Source organism: Vibrio sp. C8 (assembly GCF_054051265.1).
This window is the reverse complement of record NZ_JBPAOE010000006.1, coordinates 53,070-77,431: the sequence shown is the minus strand read 5'-3', so window position 1 is coordinate 77,431 and position 24,362 is coordinate 53,070. Positions and strand designations below refer to the sequence as shown.

The window sequence follows — 24,362 nt, the reverse complement described above, 5'->3', positions numbered from 1 at the left end:
TGGCTTCCTCTAAAATTGCCTAGTCGTCAGATTCGCGAATCTGAACACGAAATTGTTTTCCATTTGGATTTACCGACACTTCTGAGATAGAGATACTTTCCATGCCGCGAACGATCGCTTGCTTCCAAGGCGCAAGACGAGTATTCACTTCCAAACCGTTATCGTCATACCAGTAGAATCGGTACTGAATATGCTGGTCGCCTTTGTAGTTGCTGACTAAACGAACCACGCCTCGTGCGTGTCCATCAACTTCTATCGTTGATATATCATCAATAACAAGTCGATTACCTAGTACGTTGTCAGCAAATAATACTCTTTGCGATTCACCTTCAACACTTAATCCTGCTGTGTTTTTACTACAGCCCACTATCGCCAGCATCGACAGTAAAGCTACAAGCCATTTTTTCATCACAATTTCCCTAGTTGCTTGTGCCACATAGTTGCGTTCGCCCCTTGTTGAGACACCCAAACAAGAGTGGTTCCTTGGTCTGGAACATTGAAGTTGTATGACTTACCAGCCGCATTCAAGGTCTGTTCACCTGATGGCACGACTTCAGTGATACCGTGAACCGACGCCGGTAACGTAATCCAACTGCGTGTATCTGGTTGCTCTGTCAATGTGTTCCACACATTCAACACTAAGTTACCGACATCATTACCGTTGGTGGTTTCTTTACGCAACTGTTCTTTTGCCACCACGCGTAAAGCTTGTCGAATAACGATTGCTGGCATCTTTTCAGACAAATTCCGCTGTGCCATTAAATCAACGTTAGTTAATGCAGAAGAGGCTAACTCTTTACCATTCAACTGCATATGAAATTTCTGCTGCACTACGTTGTTGTTATAGTACGGTAAAGCTAAAGAATACAGCGCACTATTACCTCTGCTGTCATAAAGAGGTAAAGATAATCGCCAGCTTTCCATCGCCTTTACAACACCTTGTTCATCTAAAATAATAACTCGCCCTTGCCCTTCCTGCAGAGTTTGTGCCGAGCCGTACTGTTTTTCCAATAAAGTTAAGTCTTCTTTCATACCAAGACGTTTAGCAACCCGTAAAGTTCCGTCGATAACGGCTTCATTTTCAGGGGTAACTGCTAATGCTCGTCTGTAATCGACATAGGCACTGTTAAGATCGTTTGAAGCTTCGTAAAGAAGTGCAGAAAGATAGAGTAGATAGCCATTTTGCACAGCCTGCAATGTTTTGCCTGCATCAGGATATCGAGAAAGAACACTGCCCAAGTTGGCACTAACGCCGTTTTCACGCAGCTCACTTTGAGCACTTTCAAGTTCAGCTTCACGATTCGCGCGAGCCTGTTCCTGAACCTGATTCGCTCGGCGCATCTCAACTAAAGCACCATCGAGATCATTAGCTTGAACGTAATTAAGCCCAAGGTATAGATGCAGGAAACCTAACTCATAATCCGCAGGCTGATATTCATTTAAGTTGTCGTTGACAGCGAGCGAACCTACGCTAGTCGCAGTGTCTGAAACTGAAATGATCGCCTTGCTCTGCTGCTGTTTTATAGCTTGATCTGAAAGCTCTAGTGTCGCTTTACTTTCGGCATACTGCTGATTCAAAAAATAAACGCGGCCTTTTTCAAGATTATCGAGAATATCGCCCGCAACATAATCTTCAAACAAATCGGTAGCTTCAGAGTATTGCCCCTGTTTGACCGTCTGATATAAGTCTTGGTTCTGGGCACTATAATGACTGAACAGGTTACCTGCCGTCATATTGGCACACGCACTTAACAGCAAACAGGCTATAGGAACCGTAATGTGTCGCTTTTTGGCCTTCACCACACACTCCGCAAAATTAGGATGGAAACAATAATGCCCCATTGGTGAACGGGGCATTATTCTTACTTAACTCATCAATAGTGGACCTAGAGGGCGACCACCGACAAGATGCATGTGGATGTGGTAAACTTCTTGGCCGCCGTGTGAGTTGCAGTTTACCAACAGACGATAGCCGTCTTCTGCAATACCCTCTTCTTTCGCCAATTTCTTAGCTACAGTAAACATACGACCTAAAGCAAGCTCGTCACTCTCTTCCACATCATTCACGGTAGGAATCAACTTATTAGGAATGATTAAAATGTGGCTTGGAGCGCGAGGATTGATATCTCGAAATGCAGTAACTAAATCATCCTGATAGAGGATATCTGCTGAGATCTCTTTGCGAATAATTTTACTGAAAATGGTTTCCTCAGCCATAAAGTGCTCCGTAATAGGCATTTTGTATAAATCATTGTGCATTTGAGTATGCGTCAAGGTGCTACAAACCTCAATACAAAACATTATCCAGTTAACAGAATTCAATTTTTGCGACTACCAAATTACAATTTTGTAACTTTCCTCTAAAAACTTACCACTAATCATCCATAGAATAGCGCTTGCTTGTCTAGTCGTTAAGCCATTTGCCATAGAGCAATTTTTTATATTTTTTATTTTTTGAGAATGTATTTATTTGGGGGTAGAAGTATGCAAGGTTCCGTAATAAGACGGATGTATGCTGGTTTTGCATTAATTATCGTCATGTTCGCCGTAACAGTTGCCATCATGATGAGTGGAATGAATCAAATTCATTCTAATTTTGAAAGTGTATCGAAAACAGCTCTACCGCTCGTTTCTTTATCTAATCAAACTAGCGTTCAATTATTGTCTGCAGACAAATCATTCAAAGATTTTCTGACTACTCAGAATCTTGAGCGAATGGACGAAATTCGAAGCTCGTTTGTTTCCGCCAAGGACAAGTTCAGCGAAACATTAAATCAGTTACAGGAGGCCAGTGTTTCACACTCCGATCTAACTGAACGCGTCGAAGCGCTTAAACAATTAGAAGACCGTTATTTCACCGAAGCTGATAAAGCGATGAATAATTATCAGGCGATGTTTGATGCGCAGGCTAAGGTACAAAAATCAACTCGTGAGTTCCAACGCTTGCAAGCTGAATTAAGCGCTGGAATGAAAGAAGCGGTTGACGGTGAAAACAATATTTCAGTGAAAGTAATGGCGAAAAGCTACTTCATAAAACTGCGTGATGCTGAAGTCATCACATCAGATGCATTAGCAAGCAGCGATGTGGTTTTTGTTCAAAAGGCAGTAGCTCTTAACAAGAAAGCCGTTACTCATCTTAACTACGCATATCGCGGTCTGGTCACTCAACTTCCGGGTCTAAAAACTGCTTTTGACGAGAAAGTTAAACAGTTTACTCAAGACATAGGTCAAAAGGGTGGCGTACTAGACCAACATAACGAATATCTTAAAGCTCGTGCGGCACTATATGAAAACATTGGTAACCTTGCGGCAGAAATTGATAACGCGATGACCATTTTGGATTCATTTAACTCAACTGCGACCAACGACCTAAACGGCTCACTGGTTGAAGCGGGTGGTGTTTATCAGCAAGGTCTCTACAAAGCCATTGGTATTGGCATCGCGGTACTTGTTATTGCTGTCGCGATTGGCTACCACTTGGCACAAAGTGTACGTGAGCCTTTAAAACGCATACTTACCACACTGGAAAGCTTAACTGATGGTGATATGACTCAACGTATCGATATTCGTTACAACAATGAGTTCAGTCGTGTGAGCGGCCATATCAATACCCTAGCCGATAGCTTGCATGACATTCTTAAAAAGCTAAACCAAGCTTCAGATGCCCTAACGTCTACAGCAAACAACAACCAAGCAACGTCTCAAGGTGCACAATCTCAGTTAAACAGTCAACGTGAGCAAACCGCGAGCGTAGCTACTGCAATGACAGAGATGGCGCACTCAGTAGGAGAAGTAGCTAACAGCGCTCAAAGCTCGCTGCAAATGGTTCAGCAAGTTGAAACAGCCTCTGAATCTGGCCGAGTAATTATGAGCCAAAATATTTCGACCATTAACCAATTGGAAACTCGTTTGAACGAGTCAGTGGAAGCAACAAACGATCTCCGCCGAATGAGCAGCCAGATTGGCAGCATTCTGGATGTCATTCGTAACATCGCAGAACAGACCAACTTACTAGCACTAAACGCCGCGATTGAAGCTGCGCGAGCTGGTGAGCAAGGGCGTGGTTTTGCTGTGGTTGCTGATGAGGTACGTGTTCTTGCACAACGCACCACTGAATCAACTGCTGAAATCGAGAATATGATCAGTAACCTTCAATCAAGCTCTACCTCAGCAAGTAAAGTGATTGAAAGTTGTATGAAAGATATGGAGCAATCTGTTGAACAGGCGTCAAACGCCAACAGTGCAATGGAAGAAATACAGGCACTCATCATAGAAATCAGCCAAATGAGTACGCATATTTCACAAGCAGCAGCAGAGCAAAACGAGACAACAACAAGCATTGCCCGCAGTATTGAGGACATCAACTTAATCTCCGATGAGAGCTACCGTGCAATGGCTGAAATTGCAGATAACAGCACCAACTTAACCCAACTTGCAGCTCAGCAAAGTTCGTTAGTACATAGATTTAAATTGTAATTTCATTGTGCACTTTACGCTCTAGATTGTAATCATTGAGTAAAAACAACCATAAGGGTGACCTTTTCTATAAGGTCACCCTTGTTTTTTATGCCTTGCGCCGTTATATGATAGTTATGGCTTGCGGCAAACCTTTCATACTTAACTCTTTTTGCAAGCCAAACATGAGGAAAAACTATGGCCGTTCATGTTGGCATTATTGACCAAGACCCTGTTCGTCTGGTCACTCCACTTTTAGATAACAGAACCGCAAGTCGTCATATTGTTTTTGTTGGGGATAGCTCGCAAGAAGCAATGTACCTTCGCCTGAACAAAGTATTGAGCCAGCGCGATATCACCTCTGAGTTTTTCGAAATCCCAGCAGGCTCGAATGTTGCAGAAATAAAGAAAGCGATCAATGTACTTGCTGACGAATTAAAGCAACGCAACCTGCCAATAAAACTCAATGCAAGTTGCGGTCTCAGACACAGGCTTCTTTGTGTATACGAAGTGTTCCGTACCTATCACTGGCCTATTTTTGTTGTGGAACCTAATAGCGATTGCTTATGCTGGCTCTATCCAGACGGAAATGCGGATACTCAGGTACAAGATCACATCACTATCTCCGATTACCTAACCATATTTGGAGCTAGAGGCGAGTTCAGTGAACACAACATCCCGCCTCAGTTGGATGAGAAACTGTATAACTTGGGAGAACGCTGGGCTGGTAATGCATTAGAACTTGGCCCTGGTTTAGCAACACTGAACTACTTAGCAACAACATGTCGTAAAGAGCAGCGGTTAGATGTAGAGCTTTCTGAAAAACAGCAAGGCTATCGTGAGCTTAACATGTTGCTTAATGACTTGGTGGAAACAGAGATCGCAACCTACCAAAATGGCATACTCACTTTTGCAAACGAAGATGCCCGCCGCTTTTCGAATGGTGAATGGTTAGAAACGCTTGTGCACAGTACGGTGAAACAAATTCAAGATGACTTACCGACTATTCAAGATCGTTCTTTAAACGTTCAGGTTTACCGTCAGTTGGGTGAGAAAGAAGTACGTAACGAGCTGGACATCGCAACAGTTGTTAACAACAAGCTGTATATCATTGAGTGCAAAACCAAAGGTATGCGTGATGACGGTGATGACACCTTGTATAAACTGGAATCTCTAAGAGACTTGCTTGGAGGGTTACAAGCACGAGCAATGTTGGTCAGTTTCAGACCTCTGCGTCACAACGATATAACTCGAGCAGAAGATCTTGGGCTCGCATTAATTGGCCCTGAAGAGTTAAAAGATCTCAAAACGCACCTTACTGCTTGGTTTAAACAAGCTGGTGGCAGAGAAAACATCTAAAATTTAAGTCACAAAAAAACCCGCTTTTGGCGGGTTTCTCAAAATTAGCAATCGTCTTCGGTAAAGTTCGATGGCAAGGTATCTTTCATCTTATTCCAGATCTGAGCACTATCGATACCATAGTGACGAATCACATTCGGTAACTGCTCCCGATCACCCGAACGACAGATCGTCAATAGATCACGATAAAACGTCAAAGAACGTTCGCGAGCTTCTGGGTTAGAGAAATAATAGCTCCCCACTCGATCATAGAGTTTTCTCACGCCATTAAAGATTAACCCGTAGATTTGGTTGCCAGAATGGAATGCTAAACGCTGAAACAACATATAGTCGTAATAGTTAAAAGTCTTAGCAATCAACACTGACTGACGCTTCTCTTCGTCTTTCTCACCGTCATCTTTAACGTGCTGCTGTAACTTCTCTGCAAATGGCGAAGATGCCATAAATGCATCCCAAGATTCTGAGGCAAGAAGCGATTCACACGACTCAATCACATTAGTGATTGTACGTTCTGAATTCTCTTTATTTACCTTAAATGCATAACGCATAAAGATAGGACTGATATTAGTACGAGCCGCTAGTAAGTCTTCAACAATACTGGTTGCATTGTCTGCATCTAACGTCATTAACGTATCTAAAATATGTAAACCAGAGGTTTCCATGAACTGGTTTACTTTCGTTGGTTTACCATGCTGAATCGTCAACCAACCATCACGAGCCAAACGCTGAAGGACTTCACGCAACGTTGTTCGAGTAACACCTATGAGTTCAGAGAGTTCACGTTCTGCAGGAAGAATGGAGCCAGGTGGGAAACGACCGTTCCAAATGCTCTCGATGATGTATTTTTCTGCGAAACCTGCTGGGCTTTTTGCCTTAATAACCATTAAGTACTGATCCAGTTTTCTATTTATAAGATTCAAATGTGACTCATCATACCACTAGTTATCACCAAGCGGAAACAAAGCAACCCTAAACTTGTCACAAAGCTAACTAATGGAAAAAGAATTCGCCGATGGCTCAATTCTTCTCTCAATTAAATCACTTAAAATATGTATCAAAATATTTCCATTGGTAACTTTAAATGCATAAAACCCCCACAAAAAAAGTGAGATTAATCACAATAACAATTGAGGAAAAAGCAAAATAAACTTACCTAAATAGAGTAATTTACGTGAGCTTTGTAGTATTTACGCACATTTATTATTCCTATAGGCTTGAAAATAATTTTTTAATTAGCTTCAGGTTATAAATGAAGCCACAATATCACGCCAAAAAATAAATATTCCTAGCTTCAACACCTTCAAGTCGAATGTTGACTAAATAAGTTATGAAGGTAGAGTTGCGGTCGAAGTCTAGAGTGCTTGTTTTGATCAGGGAGTGACTTGGCAAGGTTCTAAATAGGCGATTTTTCATTATTGCCTCTCTAAGTCACTGTTGAAAGACTTTGATTCCAAACCTATTGAGGTTCAAATCAAAGCTGGCACATATCCTTGTTAATTTTTTTATAACAGTGAGAGTAATTACCATGCCGATGTCCCTTGGAAACGCTTTTATCAAGAATTTCCTAGGAAAAGCACCTGATTGGTACAAAGTTGCCATAATTGCCTTTCTTATTATTAATCCAATCGTTTTCTTTTTTATCAATCCGTTTATTGCCGGCTGGCTACTTGTCATTGAATTTATTTTCACGTTGGCAATGGCACTTAAATGCTACCCGCTTCAACCTGGTGGTTTATTGGCAATAGAAGCGATTGCGATTGGTATGACTAGCCCAGCCCAAGTAAAACATGAATTAGTTGCCAATATTGAAGTACTGCTTCTACTGGTATTTATGGTTGCAGGTATCTATTTCATGAAGAATCTGCTTCTGTTTATATTCACTAAAATATTGCTCGGAATCCGCTCTAAAGCAGCCCTTTCTGTCGCGTTTTGTGTAACTGCAGCATTTTTGTCTGCCTTCTTGGATGCTCTGACCGTTATCGCAGTAATTATCAGTGTCGCCGTTGGTTTCTACTCTATTTACCATAAAGTGGCTTCTGGACAATCGTTCCATTCATCACACGACCACACCCATGATGAACACATTTCAGAGCTGACACGAGATGACTTAGAGAATTACCGTGCCTTCTTGCGTTCACTATTGATGCACGCAGGTGTCGGTACCGCTTTAGGTGGCGTAATGACCATGGTTGGTGAACCTCAGAACCTTATCATCGCCGATCAGGCTGGCTGGTTCTTTGGTGAATTCTTAATTCGCATGTCTCCTGTTACAGTACCAGTATTTTTCTGCGGTATTTTGACCTGTGTATTAGTGGAGAAATTCAAAGTATTTGGCTATGGCAGCGATCTACCAGCCAACGTTCGTCAAATCCTTATCGATTTCGATACAGAAGAACGCAAAACTCGTACTAATCAAGATGTAGCCAAACTTTGGGTACAAAGTATTATTGCAGTTTGGTTAATTGTGGGCTTAGCTCTTCACCTAGCAGCTGTTGGTCTTATTGGGCTTTCCGTAATTATCCTTGCAACCGCTTTTACGGGCGTTATCGAAGAACATTCGATGGGCAAAGCATTTGAAGAGGCATTGCCGTTTACTGCCCTGCTCGCTGTTTTCTTCTCGATTGTTGCTGTAATTATTGACCAACATCTGTTCAAGCCAATCATCGATGCTGTGCTTCACATCGAAGACAGCGGTACACAGTTAGCTTTGTTCTATGTTGCGAATGGTCTGCTATCCATGGTTTCGGACAATGTGTTTGTCGGTACGGTGTATATTAACGAAGTTAAAGAAGCCATGGTTCAGGGAATTATCACCCGCGATCAATTTGATTTGCTTGCTGTAGCCATTAACACGGGTACGAACCTGCCGTCTGTTGCTACACCAAACGGTCAAGCCGCATTTCTATTCTTGCTAACTTCGGCACTGGCTCCGTTAATTCGTCTGTCCTATGGTCGAATGGTGGTTATGGCGCTACCATATACCTTGGTACTTACATTGGTAGGCCTAGCTGGCATTATCTTCCTAACCGAGCCAATGACACATATGTTCTACGATTTTGGCTGGCTTTCTCATCATCCTGTTACTTCAGTTGGCAGCCTGGTACCAGAAGGCCACTAAAATTTGTATTGAATAGGAAACTATTTCAAGATAAAAAGCTCTGATAACTCAGAGCTTTTTCATTTAAACGGTAAGGATCAACTGTGAATTTCTTTTCTAAATTGCACACTTTTTCAAAAAACCGAATCTCATGGATGTTGTTGTTGGGATTCGTGTTGTTTTTTGAAATGTGTGCGCTTTTCTTCCAACATGTACTGGTTCTAGCACCATGCGTGATGTGTATTTATGAGCGCGTTGCGATGTTGGGAATCGGTGGGGCTGCGATTGTGGGATTAATTGCACCGAAAAACCCACTGTTTCGTTGGTTAGGATTTGGGGGGTGGGGTTACAGTGCCTACCAAGGCTTAATGCTATCTCTTCAACACGTTCAATATCAATTCCATCCTTCTCCTTTCGCTACATGTGATGTGTTTGTTCAATTCCCGAGTTGGGCACCATTAAACCAATGGTTCCCTTGGATGTTCGAAGCATATGGGGACTGTAGTAAGATCGTTTGGCAATTCTTCGACTTATCAATGCCTCAATGGCTAGTCGTTATTTTTGCCGCTAATCTCTTAGTCCTTACTGTTATTGTTATCTCTCAGTTTTTTAAAGAGAAGAGACGTTTCTTTAGCTAACAGAACCGTTAACAAAAGATCATTAAAAAAGGCGCCGATTGGCGCCTTTTTTTATGTTCATGAGTTGTTGATTGTTAATCTCTGATTGGTGCTGGAGAGAGAACTTCACGGTTACCATTGTGACCCGGAGCACTCACGATACCCTGAGCTTCAAGCTGTTCAACAATACGTGCTGCTCGGTTATAACCGATTTTAAAGCGACGCTGTACGCCAGACACAGAACCTCGACGCGTTTCTACAACGTGTTCTACTACCTGATCAAACAGAGGGTCAACCTCTTCATCACTTTCCATTCTTTCACCTGGTAGCATCATCTCTGGACTTTGATCGCCACTGATAATGTCACTGATGTAGTTTGGTTTGCCTCGCGCTTTCCAGTTATTCACTACTGCATGTACATCATCATCGGATGCAAATGCACCATGTACACGGGTTGTATGGCTGGAACCCGGGGGCAGATAGAGCATATCCCCCATACCAAGCAACGATTCCGCACCACCTTGATCTAAGATAGTTCGAGAGTCCGTCTTAGTCGATACGGTAAATGCCACACGAGTTGGAATATTCGCTTTAATCAAGCCTGTAATAACATCTACAGAAGGACGTTGAGTTGCCAATATCAGGTGAATTCCCGCTGCGCGTGCTTTCTGCGCAAGGCGAGCAATAAGCTCTTCGACTTTCTTACCCACCACCATCATTAAATCTGCGAACTCATCCACGACCACAACAATATAAGGTAACTTCTCAAGCAGTGGCGCTTCCGCGTCCATACTGTCACCTTCTTTCCACAGTGGATCGTGAATCGGGTGACCAGCTTCAGCAGCCATCTTCAACTTATCATTAAAGCCTTTGATGTTTCGCACACCTAAAACTGACATCAGTTTATATCGACGTTCCATTTCACCAACACACCAACGCAATGCATTTGATGCGTCTTTCATGTCTGTCACTACTTCAGACAGCAAATGCGGGATACCTTCATAAATAGACAACTCCAACATTTTCGGGTCAATCATAATGAAACGAACATCTTCAGGTGTAGATTTATACAACATACTCAGAATCATGACGTTCACGCCGACAGATTTACCCGAACCTGTAGTACCAGCCACAAGAACATGAGGCATTTTGGCAAGATCGGCTACCACAGCTTCACCTGCAATATCCTGCCCTAATACGATCGTTGTCGGAGATTTAGACTCTTTAAACTGAGGGCTGCTAATAACGTCAGACAAATACACGGTTTGGCGGCTCATATTCGGCAACTCTAGACCGACATATGGTTTACCCGGTATAACTTCAACCACACGAACTGCCATTGCAGACAGAGAACGCGCTAAATCCATCGACAAGCTCGAAATTCGGCTCACCTTAACACCTGGAGCCAAATCCAATTCAAAACGCGTAATAACTGGCCCAGGGAAGATATCGACCACTTCCGCTTGTATCTTATAGTCCGCCAATTTCGCTTCAACTAAGCGAGCTATCTCTTCCAAAGCAGCTCTATCAATGAAGTTTTCACGTTTTTCTGGGTGATACAGCAGTTCTAGTGTCGGCATTGGTTCAGACGGTTTTGGCAAATTCACGTCTTTTTGCATCAGGAATGGGTTTTGTTGGCCTGCCATATTTGACTGAGCTTCTGACACTAAACTCTGGAAAGCCGTCAGATCTTTATCTTCTTCAGTCTCATCGCTGTCTTCATCTTCATAATCATCAATGTCATATTCAGACTGCGTAGACTGAGGTTGCCATTCGTCCTCATCATCGAGAACATCAAAGTTAGAAATTGTTGGTTCAATGTGAGTGTCATCTTCCAACTCTACGGTATTCACTACATTTTCAAGTTGGCGTGTATCTACTGGTGGTTCGTCAGCAATATCTATCTGATCCATGAATCGATTGTGTTCGGGCTCGGCGCTGGAAGTCACGTCATCTTGAGCAAAGTCATCCGATTCACGGGCAACCATATCAAGTTCTTCGATTGTTGCTGAGAGCTGCTTAGCGCGAGGAGGAAGCTCCTCATCCTCGTCGTAATCATAGTTAGGCGCAGGTGAAAGTGGCGCTGAAAACGATTCATCCGTTTCAACTTTCGCTTCGACTTTAGAGCTGAAAACAGGCTCTTCTTTAGGCATATGAATATTGAAGCGGCGTGTTGTTGGCTGAGACTCATTTTCTGTTTCCAGAGGAATAGCTGAAATGCTTTCAACAGAATCAAGTGTTTCATCTGCTGGCTCTAACGCTTGGGTTTGAATAGGTTCTATGAGAGATGGAGGCGTTAGTTGAGGTTCAACGATTTCGTCTTTTTCACCACGCATGCGATTAAGTAACCTATGTAGACCTGCAATACTTAAATCGCCTAGCCCCTCAACAATACTCAACCATGAAATGCCTGTTAATAGCGTAAAACCTGCGCCCCAGAAAAACAGCAAAGCCAGTGTCGTACCTAATACGTTTAACGTAGGCAAAGCTAAGCTAGTAAGGACGTCACCGACAACACCACCAGATGAAAAGTACCAGATGTCGTCGAAATTAATGTCCGCTAAGCCACAACTGGTTAATAAAAGGACCACTAGACCGAGCAAGCGCGTTCCCCAAAGCATCAAATCAATGCTTTCATCTTCGCGACGTTTACGAAACACCACCCATGCGCCTGCGGTTAAAATAATGGGTAAAGGATAAGCAAGTGAACCGAAGACAAAAAATAACGTATCTGCGACCCAAGCGCCGATAATTCCGCCACCGTTTTGAATATCAGAACCCCATGCAGTTTGAGACCATGAGGGATCGGCAGGACTAAATGTGAACAATGCTACTGCTAATAAAATAGAAGCCAGAACCGCCAGTATCAGCCCGCACTCTTTAAGTCTTTGAATACCATCCAAACGTCCAGAGTCAAACTCTTCACTCGTTTTGATAATTGTTTCGACTTTATTTTTGTTCTCTTTGAACATAAACCAACTTGAATATGATTATTATGGCCAACGTGAGTAACACTATACTCATATTGGATAGGTGAAAACAGTCCGAGCGGCAAAAGCCGCTCGGTTTGTTCGAAGATTTAACCATATCAAGGTCAAAAACCCAATTAACTAAAGTCAGAATGCGGAAAGAAATACCACTATTCTGAACTTCAGCACGATTAACGAGTTTTAATGACTAACTGATTGGTTTGTTTAACTTCTTCCATTACTACGTAGGTACGAGTGTCGTTTACACCAGGTAAACGCAACAAGGTATCCCCAAGTAGCTTACGGTAAGCACCCATGTCTGATACACGAGTTTTCAACAAATAGTCGAAATCACCTGAAACTAAATGACATTCTTGAATATCATCCAGTTTTTGTACTGCAGTATTAAACTGTTCAAACACATCTGGAGCACCACGGTTTAGAGTGATTTCTACAAAAACCAATAATGATGCATCAAGATATTGAGGGTTTAATAACGCTGTATAACCCGTAATGTACCCCTGACGTTCTAAGCGACGTACACGCTCCAAGCACGGAGTTGGAGATAGACCTACTCGCTTAGATAATTCAACGTTCGAAATACGACCGTCTTTCTGCAACTCATTCAAGATGTTGCGGTCGATACGATCAAGATCCTTGGACGGCCTTTTATAGTTGTCTGCCATTTTTATATTCCACCTTAATTACTTCCTTGCAAAAAATATACTACAACTTTTTAATATGCAGTTTCAAATCTTAAACAATAGCGCATATACTAGCAATAAACTCGCCATAAAACTCAAGACACAGTCAATACAACCAAGTAAGACTAAGGAGTCAGGATGATCATTGGTGTACCTAAAGAAATCAAAAACCACGAATACCGTGTAGGTATGATCCCATCAAGTGTGAGAGAGCTAGTCTCTCACGGCCACCAAGTATTGATAGAAACAAATGCCGGACATGGCATTGGTATTTCCGACAACGATTATATCTCGTCGGGCGCATCCATTCTTCCTACCGCTGCCGACATATTTGCGAAAGCAGAGATGATTGTAAAGGTTAAAGAACCTCAAGCTGTAGAACGAGCATTGCTCAAAGAAGGGCAAATATTATTTACTTATTTACACCTAGCCCCAGATTTTCCACAAACTGAAGAGCTAATCAAGAGCAAAGCTGTCTGTATAGCATATGAGACTGTAACAGATAATATGGGTCGCTTACCACTATTAGCACCAATGTCTGAGGTCGCAGGCAGAATGTCTATTCAAGCGGGTGCACAGGCTTTAGAAAAATCGCGTGGCGGATGTGGTTTATTACTCAGCGGTGTCCCGGGGGTCGCCCCAGCAAAAATCGTCATCCTAGGCGGTGGTGTTGTAGGCGCAAACGCCGCACGAATGGCTGTTGGCCTAAGAGCTGACGTTACCATCATCGATAAAAATATCGATACATTACGCAGGCTTGATGAAGAGTTTCAGGGCAGAGCGAAAGTCTTATTCTCAACCAAAGATACCGTAGAACAAAATGTTCTAAATGCCGACTTAGTGATAGGCGCAGTTTTGATTCCCGGTGCAGCAGCGCCAAAACTGGTGACTAAACAGCACATTTGCCAGATGAAAACTGGTTCAGCCATCGTCGATGTTGCTATTGACCAGGGAGGTTGCTTCGAAACATCTCATGCCACTACGCACGCAGAACCGACATACATCATCGATGATGTGGTTCATTACTGCGTAGCAAACATGCCAGGAGCTGTTGCTAGAACTTCAACCTATGCTCTCAACAACGCAACACTACCCTATATTCTTAAACTAGCAAACAAAGGGTATCAAAGCGCATTACTTGAAGATTCAGGATTGCTCAATGGGTTAAACGTTATACACGGTAAAGTGACCTGTAAAGCAGTAGCCGATGCCTTCCAGCTTGACTATGTAGATCCTAGACAAGCAATAGAGATGTTCAAGTAAATCCAACGAAAGGATGCCGAGTTTAAGCTCGGCGTCCTAGACGCTATGTGCTCTCATTTCTTACTGCATGAATAAGGATATTTCTCGGTGTGTCTTCTCTGTTGCAAAACTCGCTCAACTCGACGTGATAGCCTGCCTCTTGTAAAAACATAGCTTTATCTAAAACTAGCCAAATTTCCAATAAGCGGCGAAAACTTTGCTGAACTAAACTCAGCCGTTCCATTTGCCAAAAATATTGTCTACCCACTGTTTCATAGTGCGCGAAATTCACTTTTGGAAGAATGATGCGTTTTTGCTCGACTGCCCATAAACAGAAAGCTTCAAAGCCTTCACTCAACATGGACTTCTTGATGCTAGGAACGGGCATATATTCGCTCAACCCTAACTCCTCTTTGAGTAGAACATTTAACCCCAGCCTGAAACTCATTTCTTGCTGCCTATGACGTTTAACCCGTTCTCCACCAGTTACCGTTTCCTGAAGTGGGATTCGCAGTTCTTGCTTGGTTAATCGGAGTTCGGAGTTTTGGCCCAAAGAAGATTGAGCTTGATATGTATCATAGTGAGTTAAATGGTAGCAACATGGCGAAAAGCTAAGCGCTTTAGTCTTGGCAGCCGCAGCGTTATGCATCAATCGAACATGCAAATCGCCACAGGCATGCAGCGCAACCGCATGTTGGTCAGAGTGAAAAACTTGCACACTTTCGGATTCAAACGCGTCACCTTGAACGAAAGTCATTGGTAAATCGAGATGTTCCGCTTCACTTTGTCCAGATTCACAAAGCGCTTGCTGATATTCAAAACTCACAACGGGTTGTTTTGAATTAAAAGCCAAAATTCGACCGAGATACCCTTTCCCAGAACACCATTCTAGCCATTCGTGACCGTGATGTTGTTTCAGGACGCTTTGTCCTAGCGCCTTAATCTGAGAAAGCTTTCTTCCGGGAATTCCCGCTTCAAGAGCTAGGTTTCGTTCCAATAATGAATACTGAGTAGAGGGCAAGCGGGTCAGTTGAGGAATAAGACTAATTTCAGGAATCAAGTGAGACAACTGATTAATCAACTCATTAGTGTCATTCTTCAATCGTTCGATCTCTTCAACGCTTACACTCTCGAGCCAGTGATGCAACTGAGGGTACTGCTGTTGCCACGAAGAAACACCTTCAAAACATTGCAGAAATGCTTCAAAACGCCAAAGAGACTGGTGAGTGACTAGAAAAGTATCGATTGTTTGAAATTTGGACTGCATGGCTCCCCCTAAACAGGCTGTAGTTTAGAGGGAGAGAGAAATGAAGTAAAAGCCTTAACGTACCGGAAGCTCAATATCTTTAAACATCTCTTCAATCTCCATGTTGGATTTCAGAGAAATAGCTTGTTCAACAACCGGACGGGTCAAATGAGGCGCAAAACGCTCCATAAAATCAAACATATAAGAGCGTAAAAAGGTGCCTCTGCGGAAACCAATACTGGTAGTACTCGCTCCAAAAATATGGCTCGCATCAATCGCAATAAGGTCTTTGTCTTGCTCTTTATCAATTGCCATGCTGGCAATCACACCGACACCAACCCCCATACGAACATAGGTTTTGATAACGTCAGCATCGGTAGCAGTAAAGACAACCTTAGGTGTTAACCCTACTCGATTAAACGCTGTATCCAGCTCAGAGCGCCCTGTAAAACCAAACACATAAGTGACTAACGGGAAAGCCGCCAGATCTTCAATAGAAATGCGATCTTTCTTAGCTAGTGGATGCTCTTTAGGAACAACAATCGAACGGTTCCAGTGATAACAAGGAAGCATCACTGCATCTTGGTATAGATGCAATGCCTCAGTTGCAATAGCAAAGTTCGCTACACCTTTGGCAATCGCTTCAGACATTTGACTCGGCGTCCCTTGGTGCATATGCAAAGAAACCTTAGGATAACGCGCGGTAAAGCCTTTAATAACTTCAGGCAGGGCATAGCGTGCTTGCGTATGAGTAGTTGAAATATTAAGCGTACCCATTTCTGGATGAGTATGTTCACCAGCAACGGCTTTGATACTTTCGACACGAGAAAGTATTTCTGTCGAGATGCGCACAATATCTTCACCAGCTTGCGTTACTTGAGTAAGGTGTTTACCACTGCGCTCAAATATTTGAATTCCCAGTTCATCTTCTAATAAACGAACTTGTTTACTGATCCCTGGCTGAGATGTGTACAAACTCTCGGCTGTGGCAGAAACGTTCAAATTATGATTGACCACCTCAACGATGTACTTTAATTGCTGCAACTTCATAACTGCCCTAATTCCTTGCCTAAATGAGTATGCTTTATAATTATTAGTTATATACCCATACTAATAGAATTTGCAAGGTCTCACAGCTCAGCAAACAGATAAATTTGAGAAAATACTGCTTAAGATGAAAAATTGACTCTATTCTTAAGTATTAGCGGCAAAACTTTGTGCGAACCTTCAAACAAAATATATAGGAGCGTTTTTTGCTTCAAAAAAAACATAATGAAATTAGTAAATTTCTAGGTGTAGTGATAAGTTATGTTGTTGTATCCTATTCACTAGTCATTGAAAAATGAAGACACGGAATTTATGAATATAGGTTTAATCATTGCGCTGGTTGCAGTACTGTTAGTTTTGGTGTTGGGCTACAACATTATGTTGCAGTATAAAGTCAAAGTTGAAGCGGCAAGAAAGCAAGAATCCTCAAAATACTTGGCCATCATTGATGCTACCGAAGATTTAATCGGTAATGCACATCACCTGCCTTTTAGTAAAGAATTACTGCTTTGCCTAAATATTCGAATTTTGGATTGCTTACAGAATATGCTTGAACTAGAGCCAAAGAATAAACAGTTGGCACAACGTATTGAGCATATGAATGCGCAAATTAAGCATTTGAAAGAGCATCATCCAGGTGGTGACAGTACAACCTTTAAAGTTCCTAGCAGTGATAAGCAAGCGATTGTAATGCTTAAACTGGTCAAACGTTTACGCGATACTATCAAGAGTGAACATAATAAAGGTCGCTTTGAAACCCAAGCTTATGTCACAGAAAACGCTCGTCTTGAAAATATTCAAGTCCGTATTAACATTGAAAACGTAATCAAGCGAGCAAATGATTCGATCATTCGAGGCCAACCGGGTACTGCAATACAATTGTTACGTAAAGGCTTAGATGTTCTGAGTACAAAGAACGACAACTACTCAAACCAAGCACGAGATAAGCTTCAGCAAATGTATGATGATCTCGAACATAGACGACAATCAAAAAGTGCAACTGAACTTCAAGAGATCGAAGAGAAAGAACGTAACAGTGATATGGAAGCGCTCTTTGGTGAAAAGAAAAAGTGGTAATATACTTGTTACCAACGTAACACTCAGTTTGATGAAAGGTTGCCTCGGCAACCTTTTTTATTATAAGAATTATGAACCAAGACCAAACCTTTAATACACTGCTAGAACCAATTCATCAGTTTCTTCAATGCTCAACTCCTGATGCTTGGATTGAAGAGGCAAGAAAGTCTAAAAATCTATCGAGAATCCTGCGAGACCATCTCTTATGTGAGCTAAAAGCGGCTCAGAGCGCTGTATTTTTACTAAAACGTTATGTACTTACTGAAGACGGTAAAAAGCAGATAAGCCAACTTGTGGAGCCATATGAGTTATTTGCTTACAAAGGCATAGGTAACCTTGATACGCTGCGTGGGAAAAGTCAGCTGTCTAAATCAATTGCAGCCAAACAAGGCTGTGTCTATGGACAAGATATGATCGACAAAATGGTACTCCTTATCAAAGAAGAGCTGCACCACTTCTATCAGGTTTTAGAAATTATTGAACAGCAGGGTTTAGAATATCGTCCGATTACAGCGAGTCGCTACGCGAAAGGCATGATAAAGCACGTCCGAACTTATGAACCAGAAGCTCTTATCGATAAGCTAATTATCGGCGCATATATCGAAGCCCGTTCCTGCGAACGCTTTGCTAAGCTCGCTCCTTATTTAAAAGAATCTATTCAGAAATTCTATATTTCACTCCTACGGTCTGAAGCTCGCCACTATCAAGATTACTTAGCACTTGCTGAGAAAATATCTACACGGGATATTACAGACAGAGTTAAACATTTTGGCGAAGTAGAAGCCAAGCTTATCTCTTCCCATGACACTGAGTTCAGATTCCATTCCGGTTGTCCAATATAGAAAAAGCCAGCGTGTGTCGCTGGCTTTTCTCATATCTCACTTACTTATGCTAATGATGCGTTAATTTCTGCAAGTACTGCGGCAGGGTCTGAAGCTTGAGTGATTGGTCGGCCAATTACTAAATAATCCGAACCTGCTTGAACAGCTTCATATGGCGTCATAATACGGCGTTGGTCACCAACATCAGCACCAGCCGGACGAATACCAGGAGTCACCAATTTAAACTCCTTACCTAAGCTTTGTTTGAGCATTTGAGATTCCTGAGCAGAACACACCACGCCATCTAAGCCCGCATTTTTCGTTAAGCTCGCTAAACGCATTACTTGCTCCTGAGGCTTAACATCTAGGCCAATACCAGCAAGATCACTTTGCTCCATGCTCGTCAATACCGTTACACCGATCAACAATGGACGGTCTTTACCATACGGTTCTAAGATTTCTCGAGAAGCGGCCATCATACGCTCACCACCACTTGCGTGGACGTTGACCATCCACACTCCAAGTTCAGCGGCAGCTTTTACTGCTTTAGAACAGGTATTTGGGATGTCATGAAACTTAAGATCTAAGAATACAGAGAAGCCACGTTTATGTAGTTCACGAACGAAATCTGGGCCAAAAAGCGTAAACATCTCTTTGCCCACTTTTAAGCGACAGCTTGTTGGGTCGATTCTACTGACAAATGCAAGCGCATCCGCTTGATTATCATAATCCAGTGCAACGATCACTTTCTGGTCGTTCATTTCTACTCCTAAGTATTTATTGAGCTTAAAAAAATGCAGCCATTAGAGCTGCAAGTCTTATTGGCTTAAAAAAAACCAATAATGGTGGCCTTTAGACCTATTACTATTCTCCGTCCAAACCACGAATAGGTTTGACTGACCCCCACCCTTTACAAGAAGGACAGTGCCAATATAAAGAGTGGGTTGAAAAACCGCACTTCCGGCATCGATAATGTGGCTTAACTTTTAACTGTTCACCAACAAGCTTCTTAAGCGTAGACAAACTGGCTTTTGCTCGCCCTTCTTCTGCTTCAGCAATATGATAATCGATAAGGCGATAGAAACCCTTCATTGTTGGATTCTTGACTAACTGTCGTGTTAATAGTTCTTGTGCTGTTGCGACGCCCTCATGCTGAGCAACCAACTGAGCCAGCATCAACTCGGCAGATACACCCGCTTTGTTTTCGATACACTTACGAAGGAATTCAACCAGTTCATGCTCTTGACCAAGATGGTAATAACACTCAGCCAGTGTAGGCAATACTTCACCGATGAAGTCGATATCTTGATCCAGAACCATCTTCATGTAATGGATAGTCTGCTTATAATCTTCACTTTCTAAGTAAGACTTTCCTAGAGCAATACTTGCTCTCACACATTTAGGATCTTCTGCTAGTGCTCGTTTAAAAAGCTGAATACTTTTGCTGTCGCTACCATTTGCTTTTTCCTGCATCGCCAATTCACACAAGAAATGAGCAATGCTGCTTTTCATGCGTTTACGCCCCATTTTTACCAACGCTGACGCACATTCGATGGCTTTGTGCCATTCACGTGTTTGTTGATAAATGGATGTCAATTGCTGCAATGCAGATTCGCGATGTTCAGGTTCATCGATAAGTTGTTCAAAAATTTTCTCTGCACGATCCAAGAAGCCGGAAACCATGTAATCTTTCGCGAGCTGCTGAAGAGCCAGATTTTTCTGTTCTATGGTTAGCCCCGAGCGGGAGATTAAATTTTGGTGAATACGAATAGCACGATCAACTTCTCCACGAGAACGAAACAAATTACCCAAAGCAAGGTGAGTATCGATGGTTTCGTTATCTACTTGAAGAAGTTCAATAAAGTGATCAACTGCCTTGTCTGATTGATCAGACAATAACAAGTTTAAACCCGTAACATATTGACGTGAGATTTGGTGAGAATGTTTCTGCTTGTCATGCTGGGCACTACGATTACCCATATACCAACCATAAGCGGCAGCGATTGGTAGTAACAAGAAGAGAATTTCTAACATCTAAAAACAGCCTTATCCAATATTAACTCTGTTTTCAGATGAGTCTTTAACTGTTGGCGTCACTTTTTTCAGTTGTTTGTTTAACTTACGTACTTTCAATTGAGATTTAAGATGTAAGCTGCCAAAAATAATCCAAGCAAGGACAAAGCCAGTGACAAATACAGAACCGAGGAGAGTGGATAGGTGAAACTCACCTTGTGCAAGTAGATAATTGAAAGTCACGACTTCTTGGTTTTGGGAACCCAAAGCCAGTGCAATCAAAAAGAGAGCGAGTACCACAACGATTTTTATAATTTTCATAGTCCATCACCTATCAATAAATCGGCTTTACTGATTATGCAGGAAAATGCCCTGACAAACCATGTCTATATATCATAAAAAAGCGGCACACCTCATCAGTGTGCCGCCAATTTCTTCAAGCTAGAGAATTTAACCGTTCACTCTCTCGCGTAATTCCTTACCAGGTTTGAAATGAGGCACATATTTGCCTTCAAGTTCCACTTTTTCACCTGTTTTAGGGTTACGGCCAACGCGTGGCTCGCGATAGTGAAGAGAGAAGCTACCGAAACCACGAATTTCGATGCGATCTCCACTCTCTAGAGTGTTGGCCATATGCTCAAGAATATCTTTTACCGCATCTTCGATTTCTTTTGCCGACAGATGTGTTTGCTCAGCACAGAGCCTTTCGATCAATTCAGACTTAGTCATAACTTCCCTCACATATTTTTTATTACTCATTATAGTGAGTAATATCAATTCCAACAAACACTTACTTAGTATTGTAGAAAATGATCCAGCAAAACACCTAATAGTTTTCTAAAGAATTTCTGTTTATTTACTAAAACATTAGCCCATCTAGGTTATAGATGCCGAACAAACACTCTCTTTTAATGAAAAAGAACACTAACTGCATAAGGTTCAGCGGGTTAAACATTCTAAAATTTTAAACTTAGAAATTAACAAGGCAAAAAAAAGGAGCCTTTCGGCTCCTTCTTATTTAGCGATAGCTATAGCTATTATTCGCCTTTAGCTGCTTTGAAAGCGTCTGCCATTGCGTTACCGAAAGAACCACCATCTTCTTGGTTGATAGAAGCCATTGCTTCTTGTTCTTCAGCTTCATCTTTAGCTTTGATAGATAGGTTGATTACGCGGTTCTTACGGTCTACACCAGTAAATTTCGCTTCAACGCTGTCACCAACACTTAGGATTAGAGTTGCATCTTCAACACGGTCACGAGCAACTTCAGAAGCGCGGATGTAACCTTCTACACCTTCTTCTAGCTCGATAGTTGCGCCTTTAGCGTCAACTGCAGTAACAGTACCGTTAACTAGAACACCTTTCTTGTTGTCAGCTACATAAGCATTGAATGGGTCGTTTTCCATTTGCTTAACGCCTAGAGAAATACGCTCACGCTCTGCGTCTACTGCTAGAACAACTGCAGAGATTTCGTCGCCTTTCTTGTACTCACGTACAGCTTCTTCTCCAGGAACGTTCCAAGAGATGTCAGATAGGTGAACTAGACCGTCGATGCCGCCGTCAAGACCGATGAAGATACCGAAGTCAGTGATTGACTTGATCTTACCAGTAACTTTGTCGCCTTTAGCTTGCGCTTCAGCGAATGACTGCCATGGGTTAGCTTTACACTGTTTCAGACCTAGAGAGATACGACGACGCTCTTCGTCGATATCAAGAACCATAACCTCAACTTCGTCGCCTACATTAACAACTTTAGATGGGTGGATGTTCTTGTTAGTCCAATCCATTTCTGAAACGTGAACTAGACCTTCAACGCCTTCTTCGATCTCAACGAAACAGCCGTAATCAGTTAGGTTAGTTACGCGACCAGATAGTTTGTGACCTTCTGGGTAACGCTTAGCGATTGCTACCCATGGATCTTCGCCTAGTTGCTTAAGACCTAGTGATACGCGAGTACGGTCACGGTCGAACTTAAGAACTTTAACTAGGATTTCGTCACCAACGTTAACGATTTCTGATGGGTGTTTAACGCGTTTCCATGCCATATCAGTGATATGTAGAAGACCGTCAACACCACCAAGGTCAACGAATGCACCGTAATCAGTAAGGTTCTTAACGATACCTTTAACTTCAGTACCTTCTTGTAGAGTTTCAAGAAGTTCGTCACGCTCAACGCTGCTTTCTGATTCGATAACAGCACGACGAGAAACAACTACGTTGTTACGTTTCTGGTCTAGCTTGATAACTTTGAACTCTAGCTCTTTGTTTTCTAGGTGAGCAGTGTCACGGATAGGACGTACGTCTACTAGAGAGCCTGGAAGGAATGCACGGATACCGTTTAGTTCAACAGTGAAACCGCCTTTAACTTTACCGTTGATGATACCAACAACAGTTTCAGCTTCTTCGTATGCTTTCTCAAGAACGATCCATGATTCGTGACGCTTAGCTTTCTCACGAGAAAGTTGAGTTTCACCGAAACCGTCTTCAACAGCGTCTAGAGCAACATCTACTTCAGAACCAACTTCAACTTCAAGTTCGCCAGCAGCGTTCTTGAACTGTTCAGCAGGGATAGCAGACTCAGACTTAAGGCCAGCATCTACAAGAACGTAACCGTTCTCGATAGCTACTACAGTACCTTTAACGATACTACCTTGTTGGAACTCAGTTTCATTTAGGAACTCTTCAAAGAGTTGAGCAAAAGATTCAGTCATTTATTTAATCTTCAATAATTAAACGTCCACGGGCATCCTACCACATGGGGGTTATTAAATTCGCCAGTCATCATCCTTGCGACCAACGCTCTTAGCTGACGTGGTTTATTCCGCCAACTTCGATTCGATATATTGTAGTGCTTTTTCGACAACTTCGTCGATAGACATTTCGGTTGAATCAAGCACAAGCGCATCCTCGGCAGGGCGTAATGGAGCCACTGGGCGGTTACGATCTCGATCGTCACGCTCTTGGATTTCGCTTAAAAGGGCGTCAAATTTAACATCAAGCCCCTTCAGTTGCAACTGCTTGAATCGTCTACGAGCTCTTTCTTCAGCGCTGGCATCTAAGAAAATTTTAGCTTCAGCGTTAGGGAATACCACAGTTCCCATATCACGACCGTCAGCTACTAAGCCATTCCCTTCAGCAAATGCGCGTTGTCTGCGCAGTAAAGCCTCACGAACACGAGGTTGAGCCGCGACTTTAGAAGCTGCCATGCCAGTCTCTTCTTTGCGCAGTTCTTTGGAAACATCTTCGCCTTCAAGGATAACTTTAACTAAGTCACCTTCAGCGATGAACTGAACATCTAAATGCATAGCCAGAGGCACTAACGCGTCTTCAGACTCAAGATCCACACCATGGTGGATAGCAGCAAGTGCTAATACTCGATAAATCGCACCTGAGTCTAAAAGATGAAAACCGAGTTTGTTTGCTAAAAGCATACAAAGGGTGCCTTTGCCTGCGCCACTTGGGCCGTCGACAGTAATCACCGGAGTGTGTGAGGGCATGTTTTACTCCACTTATTGTTATTCGAAGATAACTTTTATTTCCGTAGATAGACGGTATCCACGTTTCATCGGCGAAAAATTATAGTGGCAATAGGACAAAGGTGCTAGGAAGGATTTCCATATATCGCATTTTAATGAGCAAACGCGCAGTCGATAGGAGGTTATGAAACCAATTTACAGGCTCAAGTAATATCTCGAGCCTGCATTTAAACAAAAAACGG

Annotated in this window: 21 protein-coding genes; 7 read left to right on the top strand and 14 right to left on the bottom strand. The window is 42.4% G+C overall.

The window, feature by feature from the left end:
* Positions 1-19: 19 nt before the first annotated feature.
* The 3 genes from ACRQQK_RS03955 to hinT are packed head-to-tail and all read right to left on the bottom strand — an operon-like array spanning position 20 to position 2,217.
* On the bottom strand, positions 20-409 hold the full coding sequence (locus ACRQQK_RS03955) for a YcfL family protein (RefSeq protein WP_457510138.1): 390 nt from the start codon (positions 407-409) through the stop codon (positions 20-22).
* Complete coding sequence (locus ACRQQK_RS03950) at positions 409-1,842, bottom strand: COG3014 family protein (protein WP_457510169.1); 1,434 nt, start codon at positions 1,840-1,842, stop codon at positions 409-411. The genes ACRQQK_RS03955 and ACRQQK_RS03950 overlap by 1 nt, the downstream gene beginning before the upstream one ends.
* A gap of 24 nt (positions 1,843-1,866) precedes the next feature.
* The gene (gene hinT / locus ACRQQK_RS03945; RefSeq protein WP_042486751.1) at positions 1,867-2,217 is read right to left on the bottom strand and encodes a purine nucleoside phosphoramidase; all 351 of its coding nucleotides are present in this window, start codon (positions 2,215-2,217) and stop codon (positions 1,867-1,869) included.
* A 267-nt stretch (positions 2,218-2,484) separates the two neighbouring features.
* On the opposite strand from hinT, the gene ACRQQK_RS03940 reads away from it, so the two are divergent.
* Together ACRQQK_RS03940 and ACRQQK_RS03935 are read left to right on the top strand one after the other, a co-directional pair.
* On the top strand, positions 2,485-4,476 hold the full coding sequence (locus tag ACRQQK_RS03940) for a methyl-accepting chemotaxis protein (protein WP_457510137.1): 1,992 nt from the start codon (positions 2,485-2,487) through the stop codon (positions 4,474-4,476).
* Between the two features lie 177 nt (positions 4,477-4,653).
* On the top strand, positions 4,654-5,814 hold the full coding sequence (locus ACRQQK_RS03935; protein WP_457510136.1) for a DUF1887 family protein: 1,161 nt from the start codon (positions 4,654-4,656) through the stop codon (positions 5,812-5,814).
* A 44-nt stretch (positions 5,815-5,858) separates the two neighbouring features.
* Here the strand turns inward: ACRQQK_RS03935 and fadR are convergent, their stop codons facing one another.
* On the bottom strand, positions 5,859-6,698 hold the full coding sequence (gene fadR / locus ACRQQK_RS03930) for a fatty acid metabolism transcriptional regulator FadR (RefSeq protein WP_457510168.1): 840 nt from the start codon (positions 6,696-6,698) through the stop codon (positions 5,859-5,861).
* A gap of 641 nt (positions 6,699-7,339) precedes the next feature.
* Between fadR and nhaB the strand changes: the two genes are divergently transcribed.
* Positions 7,340-8,932 carry a Na(+)/H(+) antiporter NhaB gene (gene nhaB, locus ACRQQK_RS03925; RefSeq protein ID WP_457510135.1) on the top strand — a complete coding sequence of 531 codons (1,593 nt, stop codon included), beginning with the start codon at positions 7,340-7,342 and terminating at the stop codon, positions 8,930-8,932.
* 83 nt (positions 8,933-9,015) lie between these two features.
* Positions 9,016-9,549, top strand: a complete 534-nt coding sequence (dsbB, locus tag ACRQQK_RS03920; protein ID WP_457510134.1) for a disulfide bond formation protein DsbB — start codon at positions 9,016-9,018, stop codon at positions 9,547-9,549.
* 74 nt (positions 9,550-9,623) lie between these two features.
* On the opposite strand, the gene ACRQQK_RS03915 is transcribed toward dsbB, so the two are convergent.
* Both ACRQQK_RS03915 and lrp read right to left on the bottom strand, forming a co-directional pair.
* A complete protein-coding gene (locus ACRQQK_RS03915) occupies positions 9,624-12,500 on the bottom strand; it encodes a DNA translocase FtsK 4TM domain-containing protein (RefSeq protein ID WP_457510133.1) in 2,877 nt (958 codons plus the stop codon).
* Positions 12,501-12,688: 188 nt separating this feature from the next.
* Positions 12,689-13,183, bottom strand: a complete 495-nt coding sequence (gene lrp, locus ACRQQK_RS03910) for a leucine-responsive transcriptional regulator Lrp (RefSeq protein ID WP_004726475.1) — start codon at positions 13,181-13,183, stop codon at positions 12,689-12,691.
* 156 nt (positions 13,184-13,339) lie between these two features.
* Between lrp and ald the strand changes: the two genes are divergently transcribed.
* Positions 13,340-14,464, top strand: a complete 1,125-nt coding sequence (gene ald, locus ACRQQK_RS03905) for an alanine dehydrogenase (RefSeq protein ID WP_457510132.1) — start codon at positions 13,340-13,342, stop codon at positions 14,462-14,464.
* A gap of 43 nt (positions 14,465-14,507) precedes the next feature.
* Here ald and ACRQQK_RS03900 read toward each other — a convergent pair whose 3' ends face one another.
* Together ACRQQK_RS03900 and cysB are read right to left on the bottom strand one after the other, a co-directional pair.
* On the bottom strand, positions 14,508-15,710 hold the full coding sequence (locus tag ACRQQK_RS03900) for a methyltransferase (protein WP_457510131.1): 1,203 nt from the start codon (positions 15,708-15,710) through the stop codon (positions 14,508-14,510).
* Between the two features lie 54 nt (positions 15,711-15,764).
* Positions 15,765-16,739 (bottom strand): HTH-type transcriptional regulator CysB, encoded by a 975-nt coding sequence (gene cysB, locus ACRQQK_RS03895; RefSeq protein WP_457510130.1) that lies wholly within the window; start codon positions 16,737-16,739, stop codon positions 15,765-15,767.
* A gap of 309 nt (positions 16,740-17,048) precedes the next feature.
* Here cysB and ACRQQK_RS03890 point away from each other — a divergent pair, with 309 nt between their 5' ends.
* Entirely contained in the window at positions 17,049-17,813 is a 765-nt protein-coding gene (locus ACRQQK_RS03890) for a hypothetical protein (protein ID WP_042486783.1), read from the top strand.
* Positions 17,814-17,884: 71 nt separating this feature from the next.
* Positions 17,885-18,655, top strand: a complete 771-nt coding sequence (gene miaE / locus ACRQQK_RS03885; protein ID WP_457510129.1) for a tRNA isopentenyl-2-thiomethyl-A-37 hydroxylase MiaE — start codon at positions 17,885-17,887, stop codon at positions 18,653-18,655.
* A 44-nt stretch (positions 18,656-18,699) separates the two neighbouring features.
* On the opposite strand, the gene pyrF is transcribed toward miaE, so the two are convergent.
* The 6 genes from pyrF to cmk all read right to left on the bottom strand — a co-directional run bounded on the left by pyrF (position 18,700) and on the right by cmk (position 24,141).
* Complete coding sequence (pyrF, locus tag ACRQQK_RS03880) at positions 18,700-19,395, bottom strand: orotidine-5'-phosphate decarboxylase (protein WP_457510127.1); 696 nt, start codon at positions 19,393-19,395, stop codon at positions 18,700-18,702.
* Positions 19,396-19,498: 103 nt separating this feature from the next.
* Positions 19,499-20,668: a lipopolysaccharide assembly protein LapB gene (gene lapB, locus ACRQQK_RS03875; RefSeq protein ID WP_042486793.1), complete on the bottom strand. Its 1,170-nt coding sequence runs from the start codon at positions 20,666-20,668 to the stop codon at positions 19,499-19,501.
* Positions 20,669-20,680: 12 nt separating this feature from the next.
* Positions 20,681-20,968 (bottom strand): LapA family protein, encoded by a 288-nt coding sequence (locus ACRQQK_RS03870; protein WP_457510126.1) that lies wholly within the window; start codon positions 20,966-20,968, stop codon positions 20,681-20,683.
* Positions 20,969-21,097: 129 nt separating this feature from the next.
* On the bottom strand, positions 21,098-21,376 hold the full coding sequence (gene ihfB, locus ACRQQK_RS03865) for an integration host factor subunit beta (protein ID WP_042486798.1): 279 nt from the start codon (positions 21,374-21,376) through the stop codon (positions 21,098-21,100).
* A gap of 308 nt (positions 21,377-21,684) precedes the next feature.
* Entirely contained in the window at positions 21,685-23,355 is a 1,671-nt protein-coding gene (gene rpsA / locus ACRQQK_RS03860) for a 30S ribosomal protein S1 (protein WP_457510125.1), read from the bottom strand.
* A 105-nt stretch (positions 23,356-23,460) separates the two neighbouring features.
* Positions 23,461-24,141 (bottom strand): (d)CMP kinase, encoded by a 681-nt coding sequence (gene cmk, locus ACRQQK_RS03855; RefSeq protein ID WP_042486803.1) that lies wholly within the window; start codon positions 24,139-24,141, stop codon positions 23,461-23,463.
* Between the last annotated feature and the right edge of the window lie 221 nt (positions 24,142-24,362).